This window comes from Pantoea rwandensis (assembly GCF_002095475.1).
In the GTDB taxonomy this organism is placed as follows: domain Bacteria; phylum Pseudomonadota; class Gammaproteobacteria; order Enterobacterales; family Enterobacteriaceae; genus Pantoea; species Pantoea rwandensis.
The window spans coordinates 13,879-29,109 of sequence record NZ_MLFR01000039.1 but is presented as its reverse complement, the minus strand read 5'-3'; the positions used below and the strand labels follow the sequence as shown (position 1 = coordinate 29,109).

The window sequence follows — 15,231 nt, the reverse complement described above, 5'->3', positions numbered from 1 at the left end:
TCCCATAAAAAAACCCCGGCAAGGCCGAGGCTGTTGATGTTATTGATAATTACAGTCCTGCTTTCTTTCTGGCCTCTTCTAAGTGCCTCTGTGCTGAACTATTTTCTTTCCTGGAATTTTCTCTCTCACCATCATTACTTTCTTGACCAGTAATTAGTGACAACTGTCGATCAATTGATTCCAGCAATTCTATTTGTCTATTCGCTCTAACACTCGCCCTATTAATGAAGAACCAGATAACCACACCAACAACTGCACCTATCATAAACCAGACAAACCCTACACTATCCATCTCCATTCTCCATGATAACCATGTTGAAATAATCCTAAATTGTATAGTTATTTTAGAAAATAATGACAACAGAATTCATGAGTTATAGTCTACCCATCCACTCTTCAAGGCCGCTGATTTCTTCGTCTTCTTCTGACTGCCCCCACTTCAGCATCATCTCGTTGATAGATGCTTTGGCTCCCTGCGCATTCAGAATCGCGGTTGATACCTGCGCAGACTGAACATCACCGCGCCAGTCACCAATCGGGCTGACGTTGTCGAATGCAATCCACATTTTTAGTTCGCTGGCGGTAAGGGTTTTGCAGAGTTCATGAAGAGTGCGCCCCATACGAAGCGCCAGAGACATCAGGAAGAAAGTCAGCGGCTCCTTTACTTTGCCTCTGCGGTTTCCTGCGACATGCCAAGGCCAATGGCCTGACTCAAAAGGCGGGAATGCACCGGGCCATAGATATCCGAAACGGTCTGCTCGTCTTCTTCACTAAACACACGATTGCCACTTTCATCCAGCAGAACATCAATGAACATGACCACGTCAGCGCGTTTATTACGAAGATACTCTTCCTGCATGGTCAGTTTTTGTGGTTCCTGACCTTCAACCGCTTCAGGTGGAGTCATGATTTCACGGAATTTAACCCATGCCTCACCTGATGGCTCACGGAGCATGACCTTTGCGCCGCTCCACTCTGGCACAGGGATTATTTTCGAACGAAATCCGGACGATACAGCAAGCGCCAGATCGCGAAGTGAAGCCGGTGATGCTTTGGTTTGATTTGTTGACGACATTTCATGATCTCTTTGGTCTGTAAAAAAAGAGTGGCCATAAGCCACTCAGTGAAAGAAAAGCGGCTTAATCCGCTTATGAGCCTGATGCCACGATAGGTTTTGGCTTACCACGAACACGAAGCGAGTAAGTCGATGCAACCACAGCAGAGGTGCCAGCAGACCATGAACTCTGGCGAACCTCGATCAGCGAGTAGTAACCATTACCCGAAGGGAAAACGACTTTGAGAACGCGAAGTTCATCGTTGTCGTAAGCCTGTTGCAAAGCCTGGCGAGCTTCTTCATCTCCAACCCAGTTACGGGTCAAAGCCATTTCCGCTGGCGCTGCGAGACCATTGGTCTGCTCCTGCTCTTCAGAGCACAGCGTGGTGACGTCGATATCACTCTTCTGCCCGCCGGTATAAGTGACTTCTTTAGTCGCACATTGCGCATCAAGGAAGGTGATACCGGTTGGGAAGCCGCTGGCAGCGAACTCATCCGCGGTTACTGGTGCGGATGAAACGCCAATGGTCATCCCCTGCGTTTTTTCATATTTACTGGTCATGTTTTCTCCAGGCGAAAAAAACCACCTTGCGGTGGCTGTGATGGTATGTGGTGAGCGATTACTGCATGCTCTGGACTTCCAGAGTCGCCCGGAAAAGTCCGGTTTCGGATTCGTAACCGTTAGTTTTATTGAGCTGGGTAAAATTCAGCGGGGTCAGTGCCACAGCCACTGCTTCACGCAAAGAACGGGCATCATCAGTGCTTGACGCGTATACATCGACTTGCAGTGCGCCATTTTCTTCCGCTGGGCCGCAAAGGGTGTCGCCAAACACCTCACTGACCACAGTGAACACTATCCATGGTGCAGTGATGGCTGGATCACCCTGAGCATTTAACGGCGCGACGTAGGGGTACACTTGACCACCAGCCAGACCGCCGATGAGAGCAAAAATGGAGGACTCTGTCATTTCGTCAGCGCCTCATCTATGGCCCTGTTAGCCGTATCAAATGCCACTTTCACCGCCTCTTCCTGCCTCGCGTCATAGGCTGGCCGGATAAACGGCACAGCGGCCATATTAGACGTGCCAAGCTCCACAAATCTCCAGTAAAAGGCGTTGCGTGAGTCTTTGGTCTTCATCTTGTTGTCGCTGTTGCCTGTGCGAGGATTGCGACCACGAATGTGAACGCCTGATGAAATGTCGCCGTTCCTCGTACGCTGAGTGAGCACGACGATGTTTTTCGCCAACTTCCCTGTGCGTTTAGGAGCCCTTCGGACGGCCTCATCTTTAATTACCGAAGCCGCCGAACGGGTTGCATTACGCAGAACCCGGCCATTTTCAGCTTTACTCAATGCATCCAGGTCACTGGAGATATCCAGCAGGCCAGAGAAATCAAGTTTGGTGTCGATCACGTCTTAACCCCCTGCTTACAGAGAATTTCCAGCTGAGTGGCCTTTGCGTCCGGGATGGGTTCTCCGGTTACATCAAGAATTTTTCCCTTGAAGGGTCCAGTAACACACTTAAGCCTTGATGCAGCTGTAACATCAGTTCTGTAGCGAATCCAGACCCTGATCGTAGCCTCTGGCTTCTCTACACCAGATGTCATGAGCTCTCTGCTACTGATACCTTTTACTTCAGCCCACACCGTCATACCATCAACCCACTCGCTCTGCGGCTGGCCTGATGGCAATCGTGTAGTGGTGAAATTTTGGATTGTTACTTTGTGACGTAGTCTGCCAGCCTGCATGAATCCACCTTACACACCGTAAATTCGGTGTGGTTGCAATAGAGCATCTACTGCCAACGGAATCTCGCTGGTTATGTTCCCGATGTTCACTGCCTCACGGTTTGCATACCAGTGACCAATCAAAAGAAGCATTGCCGTGCGCACGTCATCATCCAGTAGCAGACGGTCTTCATCGGTATCGAAACCGGGGTCGGCGTTTGTTACGTATAGCTTTCTGCGAGTCCACGTTTCAACGTAACGCTTAGCTGCACCGGTGTAGATGCTCAGCAAATTATCTTCACTGGTGTCATCTTCATCGATACGGCAGTGCTCTCTGACAGTTGCCAGCTCAATCATCGCCATTGCTAACACCATTAAAAAAGCGGCCCGAAGGCCGCTAAGGATTAAGAACCGCTTTCAGCAACGGTGAAGTTGCCGTAGATGAATGCTTCAGGGCGCTTCACTGCCAGTGCCAGACGCTCTTCACAACGAATTGAGATCATGTTCTTCTCAAAGTCGTCGGTGTTCTCGGTGGAGATAACCACGTTGGCATCTTCACGGTCAAACAGTTGAGCGGCTGCGTTGAATGCGCCGGTCAGGAACTTGCCGCGGAACTGTGCCGCTTCAGTCGCGACAACCGGCAGGCCCCATAAGGTAGGACCGGTCAACGCGGATGGGTTCGCCAGGATATAGCGGCCCAGCGTGTCTTTGGTCAGCTCAATCTGGGCCCAGTCGATAAAGTGAAGAACGTGGCCAGAGGCCGGGAAGCGAGCCAGTTGAGCCTGAAGCATAGCGAGGCGCAAATCATCAATGCCGTTCTGCTGGGCCACTGAGAATGCCGGATCGAACGCGGTAGCCTGCGGAACGATGCCATGCAGATGAACACCAGTGCCATCACCAAACAAAATCTCCTGCTCTTCGACATACTTCAGGCCGTAGCGCATTTCAGCATCAACGGTAGATTGAAGCTGTGCAAAGTCATCCAGAATCTGTTTGGACGCTTTGAACAGGTGAGCGATGGTTGTCACTGGAGTGATCTTGGTGGCAAATTCGATATCGCTGTAAGGCTTGGTAGTGCCTTCAGCAACAACTTTTGCCGCATTGGTGAAACCAGTCTGCTGCACCCAGAAAATAGCAGGTGAAGTTGTGCGGCCCGGAGCGATCAGGTCACGGATGAACAGACGCTGCTTGGGTGCAGTATCAATTCCCGGAAGACGCTGGGGCTCAACAACGCCATCGGCAACATCACTTGAAAGCAAGGCAGCATTAACCGGGACACTAATACGCTTGCCACCTTCTACACTTGCAGCAAACGCTTTCAGCGCTTCATTGCTGATAACAATCTGACCAACGGTCTCAACTGTTTTCTTGGCGTTGTTCAGCGGCATGCTTGCTACATGCTGCTCCAGATCACCCAATGCAGCCTTCAGCGTTTTCTCCGCTTCACGCAGCGCGTTAAACTCAGACGCCATCTTATCCACAGCCGCCTTAGTTTCTTCTGAAAGAGTGCCTGACTTACGCGCCTCTTTCAGAGCCTCTTCGGCTTTGGCACTGAACTTTCCATTAGCCTCTTCAATGCTTGCTGTTACTTTTTTGAGAATTTCGTTTACTTCAGACATGGTACATCCTTATTTGCCGAACGCCGCCAGGGCGTCATGGAGTTGTTTGAGGTTTTCAGGGGTTACATCATCGGTAGCGCTCGGCGTACCCTCGGGATTGGCAGCAGCGCCCGGCGTGCTGCCTGATAAAGCTTTAAGAAGTTTTCGACGCTCAGAGCGCGGGGTATCGGTTTTAGCCAGCAGAGCATCCAGCTTGCGAAGCGCGGCTTCCGGGCTGTCGTCATCATCAGAAATTTCGTCAGCTGAAAGCAGTCTGTCCGCAAAACCTTTTTCAACCGCATCACTGCCCCCGATATATGTTTCGCTGTCCATCATCTGTGCGACATCGGAAGCACTGAGGCCTGAGCGGTGGGAGTAGATATCACCCATCGCTTTATCGAAAGGCTCCATGTCAGCAGCAATTTGCTCAAGGTCGTGACGATTGCCCATCGCATAGACCCAGCAGTTGTGGATCATCAGAAAAGCACCCCGTCCAATCTGGACTTCATCACCCGCCATCGCGATGATTGAAGCCGCAGATGCCGCCAGCCCAAGAACCTTCACCGTTACCTTGCCTTCGTATTCACGCAGAAGGTTATAGATGGCGAGCCCTTCAAACATGTCGCCGCCAGGTGAGTTGATGTTTACGGTCACTTCTGCACCGTTCATGGAACGAAGCGCGCCAGCAATCCGGCTGGCTGTCACTCCATCACCCCAGTAGTCAGAGCCAATCACATCGAATACAGAGATACTGTTTTCATCGGGCTTAGCGGCCTTGATGCCGCCGTTCCAGCGTTCCATTGTGGCTGACGGCAGGTCTCTTTTTGAGAGCGCAGAAGGCCGCCCCGCCGGAGCTGCCGGAAGGCTTTTCAGTGTCATGTGAATAACTCCTAAGCCGCTTTCTTCAGCGGTGATTGTTCGAAAGGAATATCTGGGAAAACGTAGTTATGAACTTTAAGAAGGTTGGCGGCCTGTGCTGCCTGGCTGTTTTGCTTCAAGTCCTCCAGCGGCGTCAGGTTCAGCTGAACGGTATACAAATCGCCACCTTGAATCGGCGGCATATTTTCAAGGCGTCGGACGTCATTACGTGACATCCAGCCATTCTGCAGCGCCGTGGTGTAATAGGCTGATCGACCTGCGCTGTCAGCGCGAAGGAGGCCTTCAACAGAGAACTCTGCAAACAAGTCTTCATCGCCATCCAGAAGACAGCGAGATATTTCCTGCTCAATGTTGACCAGTAAAGGCCTCAGTGTATTGGTCAGAAACTGGAGATTCATGCCCTCCACACTCGATGCCCAGCTGCTTTGTTTATCTGCATGTCCCACCATGAAAGGTGGCACACGGAACCAGCGACAGATTTCCTCAATACTGAAAGCGCGAGACTCCAGCATCTGAGCCGCTTCAGGGTTCATGGTGACGTTCTGGTATTTGAGCCCCCCCTCAAGCACCATGATCTTACCGGCGTTGCGAGAGCCGGTGAAAACCTGCATATAAGTTCTCAGGCGCTCGCGCTGCTCGTCATTAAGCGCTGATTCCGCTGAAAGAAATCCGGAACTCTGGAGGCCATTTTCAAATATCTTCGCGGCTGACTCTTCAACTGCCATCGCCGCACCAATAACATCACGACCCGTCATCATGGGCATCATGCCGCAGACGCCATCAAGACCAAATCCGCGAATGTGCATTATGTTCTTGGTGGGGATGACGCGTTGAGAATTCGACTCGGTATACGTGTACTGCAGCGTTCCGTTATCAAGCCGCTTGACGACCATGTTCTGCGGCAGAAGCGGTACCAGAGAAATCAGCTTGTTGCCGATCATCTTCTTTTCTACAAATCCATTACCGCGAAGGCATATGCTTGCAACCAGCATCAGCATGAATCGCGATGGCGTCATTTCAAGGTTGGGGCGACGACAAAGCACCTGATAAGCCGGGTGTTGTGTCGCAGGCTTACGCGAACCATCTGCCTGCCGTTCATAAATTTTGAGCGGTAGCGTTGATACTGATTCACTTAATAAGCGAACGCATGCCCATACAGCTGAAAGCCGAATCGCTTTATCAGCCGAAACCACCTTGCCGCTGCTACTCATGCCCATCCATTCTTGCCAGAAAGTACCCGTCGTCAGTCCGATTGGTACGCCCAACCAGTTCAGCAAGGCGCTTTTCACTTTGCCGGGCTGTTTATTCGCTTTCATCAGACACCTATCATTATTGGGTTTGCAAAGAATCCGGTCAGGTCCTGACCATCATTACCGCCATTGACCAGCATTCGGCTCTTTGCTGTAAACAACGCAACCGGCCCGTCAATTTTGTTTTCAGGCGTAGACTTGTTAGGGAATATGTTGTCGTTTTTGTCTGGCTTAACGGTGACGTTTGAAAGCATCCACGTCATTACGGGGTTTTCATCATGGTGGAATTTATTGCCGTAAATCTCAGCCTGAACTGACTTCATTGATTCTGAGAGGTTTTTGACTGTCTGTGCCACTTCCACCATGGGTAACCCTTCCTCTGCCAGCGCCAGGCTGAACTGAACCGCACTCCATGGGTCGAAGGCGATTTCTTTAATATTCTCCCCTTTCACCCACTCGACGATGTCAGCTTTGATCATCGCGTGATCGATAACATCGCCATCGGTTAACTCCAGATACCCGGCTGCTGACCACTTTCTGTAGAGCTCAGCAATGTGCGCCGGTGCCGTTTCAAGCCTGCCTTCAGGTAACCAGAAGCGTGGTTGAGAGTGGGTTTCGCCTGACGGGTCACGCCATGTTTTCACGGCGGCGCAGATATCAATTTTGTTGGCTAAGTCAACGCCCACCCACATCGGCCATTTCTTACGCTCAGCTTCAGATGCAATGCCCGGCATCTTCGCCCAGCGATCCATATCCATCCACGCGCTTTCAGCGGTGACCCATATGTTGAGGTGTTTGGTGAAGAAGTTAGGACGCGCAGCAACCTGCTCTTTTGCCTTTTTGGCAAGGCGGCGCATGTCATCCCAGCGCTTGCAGACGCCAAGGCCCGGATTAGCTTTAGGCCAGTTCGCTTCATCAAAGGGGTCGTCTTCTTCATCCAGGGTGTAAATGACAGCAAAATAAGTGTCATCGTCCACTACACCGCGTAACACCTTGATAGCGTAATCGCGCTGCTCAAAGCAGATACCTTCTTTGTTGGTTCCCGCCGTGGTGATAGCAAACAGCAGAGACTGAAGTCGCGCACCAGTAGCAGTCTCAAGTACATCCCAAACATCACGTGTACGGTGAGCGTGCAGCTCATCAACTATTCCGCAATGGATATTCAGGCCGTCCAGGTTATTAGCGTCACTGGAAAGCGGCTCAAATTTTGATGCTGTCCGTTCCTGATGAATGTTCAGCTTCACATGACCAAAGAGACGCCCTAACGTGCGGGGCGCTTTCTTGATCATGTTCTTGGCATCATCGAAAACGATTCTTGCCTGATCTCGCGTAGTGGCCGCTGAATAAACCTCTGCACCACCCTCACCATCAGCCCCGGTCATATACAGACCGATTCCAGATGAAACAGTTGATTTGGCGTTTTTACGCGCCACTTCGTTATAGGCAGTGCGAAACCGGCGAACCATCACCGGATCGCCATCTTCATCCAGCACCTGATCGCCACTCATCTCATCAATAAGCGGGATGGTGAACCCAAAAAGGTTTATCAGGATGAAGATGTGCCAGGGCATCAACTCAATCGGCTTGCCAGCCAGAGCACCCTTAACGTGCGGAACGAAATTATAGAAGTCGAGAATGTGCTGAGCGCGGTCCTCACTGAAGTAGATACCGCGTTCCGGCCCTTGCTCTAAATCATTGAGGAATCGCTGACACGCCAGGCGCACCAGTTCGCCAGCAACGATCTCGCCAGCCAGCACGCTTTCTGCGTACTGAATACCAGCCTGAACAGTTGCCATTCATCATTTGCGCTTTTTAAGAAATTCATCCAGAGGGTCGACTTCAGCTGCGCCTTTGGCACCAACCTTGGTACGGCTGGCGGGCGTCATGCCAAATTCACCGAGCATTGCCCGAATGCGTTTCCACGCATCAGCTTTCATCACTGCTGCGGGGTGAGGTTTGATCATCCTGATCTCTCTTTCTTTCCCTTCATCCGGCTCTTCTTCGCTGAAAACGGCGTAGGTGTAGCCCTCCCGGTCCAGCGTGTCGCAGTGATGACGGTACTCAGTGTAAGCCTCGACCAGCAACTCAAGCGCTCGCGCGTCAAGCTGGGTGATAACCCCAATCGCATCCAGTTCATCGGCGATGCGTTTAAACCAGTACTTCCCCTGCTTATCAAAATGCTTGGGAATTGGGGGCACCCCTGACGGGGGTTTTGGCTCATTTTTATTTAATGCGCGTTTTGATGGGTTCCCCTTCACCAAAGCCAGATGTGTCGGGGTTTTCGGTGGTCCTGGCATAATCGAAAACTCCTATTAATGCTTGGTGGGGTAACCCCAAAAAAAAGTTTTCTAACCTGCGGCGGTGTGAAAAAAGGTTAGGCGGCGGTCCTACAGGCTTGAAGCCTGAACTTTTGACCCGCCCTCCCCGCCAATTGATAATGACTATCATTTGAGTCGTTCGCGTGCGGTTTTGCTCTTGTGACACGGCCAGCACAGGGCTTCAAGGTTCGAATCGTCATCGGTACCCCCATGTGCCTTAGGTTTGATATGGTCGACTGTCTTTGCAGCAGTAGCGCGGCCATTGCGCTTGCACTCCTGACAGAGGTGCTTGTCTCGCTTGAGTATGCGAGCTCGCCTCACGTCCCAGTCACTACCATAACCGCGCTGATGCCTGCTGAGTCCGTTCTGATGCTGCTGCCACCCTTCGTTAAGGTGATCGGCACAGTAACCAGAACGGTCTGTTGTTGTCTTTCCGCAGCCTTGCTTACGGCATGCTCTCGGGATTCTTTGTGGCATCAAGTCTCCACGCCTTACGGCGCTCAGTGCGTGGTGTGTTGTCGGGGTGACGCTCAACCGTTGCCACATCTGCATGGTCAACGAGTGAGTAGCATGGGTACACCACCGCACCACCACATGCATCACCAACTGCATAATCAGCAGGCGAGCCGTGGTTCCATCGGTTGATAACATGTTGCAGTTTTGACTGTGGCACGCTGTAGCACACACCGTGAATGAGGCGGTTGATCGTGATGTAGTCGGCGTGTCGGACATCAGCGGATATCAACTTTGATACTATTTCCATCTGATACTGAGGCGGACGGCCTGTGCCGAGATAGAAAGAACACAGGTCATCGGGGAACCGCTCCAACCATTGAGTCACCTTACTGGCGAAGTCTGGCACCGGCAGCGCATCATCTTCCATGATAACCACCCGGCAATCCTGAGTGGATGCCCAGCGTAGTGCGCGCAAGTGGTTGGCATTAGCACCCTTTGATTCGTGATCAACAAAGATTTGATAGTTCGGTAGAGCTTCAGCAAGAGACGCTGCCATATCGAATCGAGACGCGTGCGCAACAATGGCGAACTTTATTTGTGCTTCCAAAGAGCGCACTCCTTACCAACACCATCTGTTTTGAAAACCGTGTGAATATGTGGCCCAGTCACCAGCCTTTCAGCATATCGATGCGCCACAATGCCGAAAGCGATCATATCGCCAACGGCAACAGCGGCCTTCTCTTTGCCCCAGAAGCGCAAGGATTCAATCTGGTAGTAGATGCGCACGATGCCATGCGCGATCGCCATCACGTCAGCGCGTGAACCACCGAGTAACCCGGCGTTCAACATCACATCATGCTGATGGTCAGAGAGAAACGACTGATAGATAGCTTCAGGGTGATTCTGCTTTGCCCACGCATCAGCGTAAGTCTTTGGCTCAGATCCAACGTATATCTTGCCCTGCTCCATCACATGCCACGGCTCGCGCAACATCTCGACGTCAGTGCCATCAGTGCACCAGACGAAGTTATATTCAGGGTGATCGCGTAGGTGCTGCCAGATATGCAACCAGCGCCGGAAGTAGACATTCATCTTCACATCAGGAACGCGGAAAAGTTCGGCGTCAGGTGGTGCTGTCTCTAACTCATCGGCCAGAACTATGCGACCACAACCACGCAGAGATGCCGACCACTTAGCCAGCGGGTCAGGTGATGCAGTCATTTTGCTGCCGCGTTGCGGGTCTGGCTGACTGGTTAGTAGTGCGGTAATCACCACGTTACGCTGCTGCCGGTACTCCGCGTATCCGGTGTAACCTTCATCCCGGCGCTTGTTGTGGATGGTGACGTTGTGCTTAACCTGCGCTTCCCGGTCTGGTTTAGGTACCGAACGATCAACAGCCTGATGCTCATCAAGCGAGTAAATCAACTTGTCAGACCCAAGCACATCAGCGAATGCCCAACTGGTTAACCCAGCATTGTGAATGCGCATCGCTAAATCGGAGTGCTCATACATGCCGCGCTGATAGATGGGATCGAAACCGCCAACACTCTCAATCGCACTGCGGTGGTAATACAGCATCACACCGCGCTGGCCTGTATACGCAACGTGTTTGTAGTCCCGGTAAAGTACCGCAATATCGTTAAGCTTCTGCCCGGTGGCGAAGTCCTGAAACTGATACGCGAGATGTGGTTCAGGTGATTCGATGTATGGTCGTTCCCAGCCACCAGCAACAGGCCATGCGTCATCGTCCCACAGAAACAGATGCTCACACCCGGCATCAATCAGAGCCTCAAGGCTGGAATTCTTCGCTGCCACAATGCCGCGTGACATGTCACAGCGAATTAATTTCACACCATCAGGTACTGTCACCGGTTTAGATGACCCGTCATCAATCACAACCACCAGCGCACCGGCTGGCAGGTGTTTAAGGTGGTGATCGAGTGATTTGGATAAAACTTCATGGCGGTTGTGGGTGCTGATAGCAATACCGATATTTGAAGCGCGGTTTGTCACTGGCGCGTATCGAACACCATCAATCACAACTTCCATTCAGAATTTCCTGCTGGCTAGATAGATATAACCCTCGGCCATGGTGAGACCACCAGCCGATGATTCATTATGTTTATGCTGAAAATTGAACTCAGTGAATGCATTTTTCAGCACAAAATAAAAAGCCACCCGCAGGTGGCTTATGCTACCGACTCCAACGAGCTCGATGCTTTTTGCACTCATCAATGGCTGAAGAGATAGTTTTACCTGGATATGGCGCAGTACGAACTTCAGTTTGGAATCCAGTTCTTTTAGGAGATAAATGGTCGAGAGTTATGTTATCTAGTTTACTCCAGACGGAAAAACTAAACCCTTCATGCTCAACCTTTACTTCCACGAAAGCCATTGCGTAGGAAACATCATCATTCTCATCGCCAACGATTTCATAACGAAGAAATTCATCGTGGTCATTGTTGATATATATAGTCTTTAAAACATTATGGATAGCCATGTAAAACTCCTTTTTCAAAGAGGATATACATTAGCGCTCAGATTAATCCTAGTGAAGCACTTCTTGACTGATAATCTGGATTAGATTCGCTCAATGGTAACTACACCATTACGCGTGCGAGTCTTGACCTCGCCGTATTCAATTTCGATGTTCCCATCCGCATCAGTCGAAACTTCTATTACCTCACCAGCAACATCATCAGCAGACAGGCAGCGATTAACTTCTTCGCCATCAATCGTGATGCGATAACGCTCAATTCCAGGGTTAATCCTGATGCCAGGATCATCATCTAAAACTGTTATGCGCATATGACCTCCAGTTTCCATCATCGGATGCACTCGAAAATGCACCCTGTGATGATCACTCAGCCCAACTTGGCACGTACCAGGGCGTCTTTTGCTTCGAGAAGCTTACGCAGCCCTGCAGATTTCTCAGCGCCATCAGGAAGGCTTTCATCCATTTGGCGGGCAAGGTCACCAATTGGCTTACTTACTTCCTGCAACTTTTCTGGCAGATGTTCATATGCAAAATACTTCATAATCGGTGAAGGCATTTATTACTCCGGGTTCAATGGTTATTTACACTGTTCGTTGATGTACTGCTGCAATCCGGCTATTTGCTTTCCGGCGATTTCGATTCGCTCTCTGAGGGTGAAATAATCCCGTTGAGCGGAGTCAGTAAGTCGGGGGCTGGCTGCATCATCCACGCTGGCGGTGCCGGTGGTGTCACCCGTTGGGCATTTTGCGTTGAGGCGCAGCCCACACTTGCCAGAATTAACACACTGCTGAAGAGCTTCAAGACTGGCTTTAGCATCTGCTAATTCCTTCGTGTATTTGGCATCGAGCGCTGCAACATCACGCTGACGCACCTTCATATCGTCGATTGTTTCGTTCGCCAGCTTTAGCTCGCCTGTGGCCGTGTCTCTCTGCGCTTTGTAGTCGATGGCATTGCCACGGTAATAAAGCGCTAATGAGGATGCGGAAACGATAGCGATCAGGCATACCACGATGAAAACGGTAATTGCCTTTGCCTTAGAGGTCATTAGCACCTTCCGCAAGGCAAAGTGATCGCTCCATATCTCGGCGGTTCTGCAATCCTCTCCACTTCATGCCGCCTGCATATACCCATCGGCGCATCTCTTCACACGCTCCGGTCACATCGCCAGCATTAAGCTTTTTGAGAAGAGTTGATTTGGAGAACGCCGAAGTGCCAACGTTATAGGTGAAGCTGTAGAGCGCGGCGCGCTGATATTCACCCAGTGGAACCTTCACCAGACCATCCACTGCTTTCTTAACTGGCTGAAGGTCATTCCACATCAGGCGTTCGCATTCGCGGTCGGTGTACTTGCGGCCTTTCACAATGTCGTTGCCAGTATGTCCGTCACAAACAGTCCAGACACCAGCGACATCTTTATAAGGCTCATACACACGACCTTCGACACCGTCTTTACCACCGATAAACAACGAGGCGATGAGCATTGACCCACCACCTGCCGCTGCAATTAGCTTGTTACGCAAGCTGGCAGACATAGCCATAGTTATTCCTCGCCAAGCTTATCGGTTGGGATGTAGCCGCGCTGTTCTAATGCCCTTATCTGAGCCAGTGAAACTTTGCGCTTGAAATAGGCGTTGATGGCAAACGTCATCAGCGCAAGCACGATACCGGCTATTACACCTACCGCACTCCATTCATCCGGGCTCAGTCGCGATAAAACTCCATTTGCCACAGCTGAACCAGCCGCGCCGTATGCCGCTCCTGATGCTAGTTTGCTCATATGGTTGATACTCACGATCACCTCCGTAGTTACGGTCGGTGCTGTCTGTAGTCACAATTAAAAATTGCGCGCCGCCACAGCGTGAAAGGGGAAGTTTGAATTGATTGGCGGGCGCAAAAACGAAAGAAGGCCGCTCTATGGCGACCCTCTGTAAATAAAACCCTGACGCATTACGCGATAGTTTCTTGCCCCGTCGAGCACAGGGTTAAGCTGAACTCACGCAATCGCAAAACTGCGTAATTTTGAGATTTGGCGCGCCATCGGGGATTCGAACCCCGAACCAGCGGATTAGAACTCCGATGCTCTATCCGTTGAGCTAATGGCACAAATAAAAAACGCCCGGAAGCTGGTAAGGCTTCGGGCGCTTGAGTCACTCACGATTTATGCAACTGATTCTCGATGATAAGCAGAACTGCGTGTTAACCACTCTTATCACAGTACACATGATTTTGCGGACCGCGATAGTGATTTTTTAGACTTTTTCCTATATCGTTAAAAAAATTTTACAGATTTATAAAATAGACACAACCAACAGATTATAACCAATTGAAAATTCAATAAATTTTCAATTTAGGCGTGAACAAAGGATTTCAAATGATTAAATCTAGTCGTCAAAAGTCTATCCATTACAAGTTGGCAGGGCTTTCTAACTGCTCTTCGGACCTCCAATCGATCCTCGAATCAATACTTTTAGAGGATGGAACAGCTTCAAAAGTAGGCATGCGTAGGGAACAAATTAGCCCTTCTGATAGCCAGAGCGGATTTAGATTAGTTAATCGAAGCAACACTTTTAAAACAATTTTATTTGGACAATTAGTTCTTTTCGAACAAGGAAAGAGTCAAGCATTGATGACGATCAGTGATGATGTCGACTTTTACGACATAAACGCCATCACATCTGAGCAGATAAAGCTTGAAGGTGACGAAACTCCAACTGAAGAAGAAAAAGTTAAAGTTAAGCGAGAGTTTATTGATTCAATACTCTACTTCGGAGTTCTTGGCAATCATATGGTGATTGTTCAATCAAGCTCCCTTAGAGCACGTGATTTAGAAACGCACCTTGGTTGGCTAATTCATAGCTTTAGCGATTCTTTTAATAGCTCAAGTGCTCTACTCTTACGCGATAAGCCTTCTGCTGAAGTAATCAGGAAAATGGACGAGGCTCCAGTTAAGAGGATCACGCTCGGTAGTGTTCCTGTTAAAACCCAGAATGACAAAGGTGAAATAACAATGATGAATTCACCTAATCTTCCTGTAAAAACAGAGGTTGGTAATAAAGTAGAGAAAGTAAGAAAAGTTAGATTTATGCCAACGGGTAAAGGCGGAAGCATTCTTAAAGCTGCGTTCGGTGAAGAGTGGTTTAGCAATTTGAGGCTCGAGGATTCATTGGATGAGTCTAATTTACAAGTCAATCTTGAAATAACATACTTCAGAAAAACAACTAATGATGGTCAACGTGTAATGGATACGTTGGCATCTAGCTTAAGACATACTGAAAGCGATGATATAGAAATTGAATTGCAAGGTGGCGGGATAATTAAAGGTAGTGATTTAAAGCTATCAGGAAGCATTAGCGTCCAATATAACAATGGACTAATTGATGAAAATGATTTATATTTGCGAATGCATAAATGGTTAATCGGTAAGATTGGCTCAGGTGAAATTGAAAGCAAATAA

The 15,231-nt window shown here is 49.9% G+C and carries 23 protein-coding genes and 1 tRNA gene; 1 reads left to right on the top strand and 23 read right to left on the bottom strand.

Going from position 1 to position 15,231, the window contains the following annotated elements; all coding sequences use genetic code 11:
* Positions 1 to 49 precede the first annotated feature (49 nt).
* The 23 genes from HA51_RS24400 to HA51_RS24290 form a co-directional block, all read right to left on the bottom strand.
* Entirely contained in the window at positions 50 to 292 is a 243-nt protein-coding gene (locus HA51_RS24400; RefSeq protein ID WP_084937903.1) for a YebO family protein, read from the bottom strand.
* 82 nt (positions 293 to 374) lie between these two features.
* Positions 375 to 638 carry a phage tail assembly protein T gene (locus tag HA51_RS24395; RefSeq protein WP_084937902.1) on the bottom strand — a complete coding sequence of 88 codons (264 nt, stop codon included), beginning with the start codon at positions 636 to 638 and terminating at the stop codon, positions 375 to 377.
* Between the two features lie 23 nt (positions 639 to 661).
* On the bottom strand, positions 662 to 1,075 hold the full coding sequence (locus tag HA51_RS24390) for a phage tail assembly chaperone (RefSeq protein ID WP_084937901.1): 414 nt from the start codon (positions 1,073 to 1,075) through the stop codon (positions 662 to 664).
* A gap of 73 nt (positions 1,076 to 1,148) precedes the next feature.
* On the bottom strand, positions 1,149 to 1,616 hold the full coding sequence (locus HA51_RS24385) for a phage tail protein (protein ID WP_084937900.1): 468 nt from the start codon (positions 1,614 to 1,616) through the stop codon (positions 1,149 to 1,151).
* A gap of 58 nt (positions 1,617 to 1,674) precedes the next feature.
* Positions 1,675 to 2,022, bottom strand: a complete 348-nt coding sequence (gp17, locus tag HA51_RS24380; protein ID WP_084937899.1) for a tail completion protein gp17 — start codon at positions 2,020 to 2,022, stop codon at positions 1,675 to 1,677.
* Positions 2,019 to 2,465: an HK97-gp10 family putative phage morphogenesis protein gene (locus tag HA51_RS24375; protein ID WP_084937898.1), complete on the bottom strand. Its 447-nt coding sequence runs from the start codon at positions 2,463 to 2,465 to the stop codon at positions 2,019 to 2,021. The genes gp17 and HA51_RS24375 overlap by 4 nt, the downstream gene beginning before the upstream one ends.
* Positions 2,462 to 2,800 (bottom strand): phage head closure protein, encoded by a 339-nt coding sequence (locus tag HA51_RS24370; protein WP_084937895.1) that lies wholly within the window; start codon positions 2,798 to 2,800, stop codon positions 2,462 to 2,464. Before HA51_RS24370 ends, HA51_RS24375 begins: the two co-directional genes overlap by 4 nt.
* 9 nt (positions 2,801 to 2,809) lie before the next feature.
* Positions 2,810 to 3,136 carry a head-tail connector protein gene (locus tag HA51_RS24365; RefSeq protein ID WP_169718802.1) on the bottom strand — a complete coding sequence of 109 codons (327 nt, stop codon included), beginning with the start codon at positions 3,134 to 3,136 and terminating at the stop codon, positions 2,810 to 2,812.
* Positions 3,137 to 3,183: 47 nt separating this feature from the next.
* Positions 3,184 to 4,398: a phage major capsid protein gene (locus tag HA51_RS24360; RefSeq protein ID WP_084937889.1), complete on the bottom strand. Its 1,215-nt coding sequence runs from the start codon at positions 4,396 to 4,398 to the stop codon at positions 3,184 to 3,186.
* A gap of 9 nt (positions 4,399 to 4,407) precedes the next feature.
* Complete coding sequence (locus HA51_RS24355) at positions 4,408 to 5,256, bottom strand: head maturation protease, ClpP-related (protein WP_084937886.1); 849 nt, start codon at positions 5,254 to 5,256, stop codon at positions 4,408 to 4,410.
* 11 nt (positions 5,257 to 5,267) lie between these two features.
* Positions 5,268 to 6,572 (bottom strand): phage portal protein, encoded by a 1,305-nt coding sequence (locus HA51_RS24350; protein ID WP_084937884.1) that lies wholly within the window; start codon positions 6,570 to 6,572, stop codon positions 5,268 to 5,270.
* The gene (locus tag HA51_RS24345) at positions 6,572 to 8,302 is read right to left on the bottom strand and encodes a terminase large subunit (protein WP_084937881.1); all 1,731 of its coding nucleotides are present in this window, start codon (positions 8,300 to 8,302) and stop codon (positions 6,572 to 6,574) included. Before HA51_RS24345 ends, HA51_RS24350 begins: the two co-directional genes overlap by 1 nt.
* A 3-nt stretch (positions 8,303 to 8,305) precedes the next feature.
* The gene (locus HA51_RS24340) at positions 8,306 to 8,803 is read right to left on the bottom strand and encodes a phage terminase small subunit P27 family (protein WP_084937878.1); all 498 of its coding nucleotides are present in this window, start codon (positions 8,801 to 8,803) and stop codon (positions 8,306 to 8,308) included.
* A 147-nt stretch (positions 8,804 to 8,950) separates the two neighbouring features.
* Positions 8,951 to 9,301 (bottom strand): HNH endonuclease, encoded by a 351-nt coding sequence (locus tag HA51_RS24335; RefSeq protein WP_084937876.1) that lies wholly within the window; start codon positions 9,299 to 9,301, stop codon positions 8,951 to 8,953.
* Entirely contained in the window at positions 9,270 to 9,836 is a 567-nt protein-coding gene (locus HA51_RS24330) for a hypothetical protein (RefSeq protein WP_084937921.1), read from the bottom strand. The genes HA51_RS24335 and HA51_RS24330 overlap by 32 nt, the downstream gene beginning before the upstream one ends.
* A 35-nt stretch (positions 9,837 to 9,871) precedes the next feature.
* On the bottom strand, positions 9,872 to 11,329 hold the full coding sequence (locus tag HA51_RS24325; RefSeq protein ID WP_084937873.1) for a glycosyltransferase family 2 protein: 1,458 nt from the start codon (positions 11,327 to 11,329) through the stop codon (positions 9,872 to 9,874).
* A gap of 145 nt (positions 11,330 to 11,474) precedes the next feature.
* Positions 11,475 to 11,780, bottom strand: a complete 306-nt coding sequence (locus HA51_RS24320) for a hypothetical protein (protein WP_084937871.1) — start codon at positions 11,778 to 11,780, stop codon at positions 11,475 to 11,477.
* Positions 11,781 to 11,860: 80 nt separating this feature from the next.
* Positions 11,861 to 12,109, bottom strand: coding sequence for a hypothetical protein (locus HA51_RS24315; protein ID WP_084937868.1), 249 nt, complete (start codon positions 12,107 to 12,109; stop codon positions 11,861 to 11,863).
* Between the two features lie 35 nt (positions 12,110 to 12,144).
* A complete protein-coding gene (locus HA51_RS24310) occupies positions 12,145 to 12,333 on the bottom strand; it encodes a hypothetical protein (protein WP_084937865.1) in 189 nt (62 codons plus the stop codon).
* Between the two features lie 21 nt (positions 12,334 to 12,354).
* Positions 12,355 to 12,822 (bottom strand): lysis protein, encoded by a 468-nt coding sequence (locus tag HA51_RS24305; protein WP_084937862.1) that lies wholly within the window; start codon positions 12,820 to 12,822, stop codon positions 12,355 to 12,357.
* A complete protein-coding gene (locus HA51_RS24300; RefSeq protein ID WP_084937859.1) occupies positions 12,812 to 13,315 on the bottom strand; it encodes a lysozyme in 504 nt (167 codons plus the stop codon). Before HA51_RS24300 ends, HA51_RS24305 begins: the two co-directional genes overlap by 11 nt.
* Before the next feature lie 2 nt (positions 13,316 to 13,317).
* Positions 13,318 to 13,569, bottom strand: coding sequence for a phage holin (locus HA51_RS24295; RefSeq protein WP_245840263.1), 252 nt, complete (start codon positions 13,567 to 13,569; stop codon positions 13,318 to 13,320).
* A gap of 235 nt (positions 13,570 to 13,804) precedes the next feature.
* Positions 13,805 to 13,880, bottom strand: a tRNA-Arg gene (locus tag HA51_RS24290).
* Between the two features lie 268 nt (positions 13,881 to 14,148).
* Between HA51_RS24290 and HA51_RS24285 the strand changes: the two genes are divergently transcribed.
* Entirely contained in the window at positions 14,149 to 15,231 is a 1,083-nt protein-coding gene (locus HA51_RS24285) for a hypothetical protein (RefSeq protein WP_084937856.1), read from the top strand.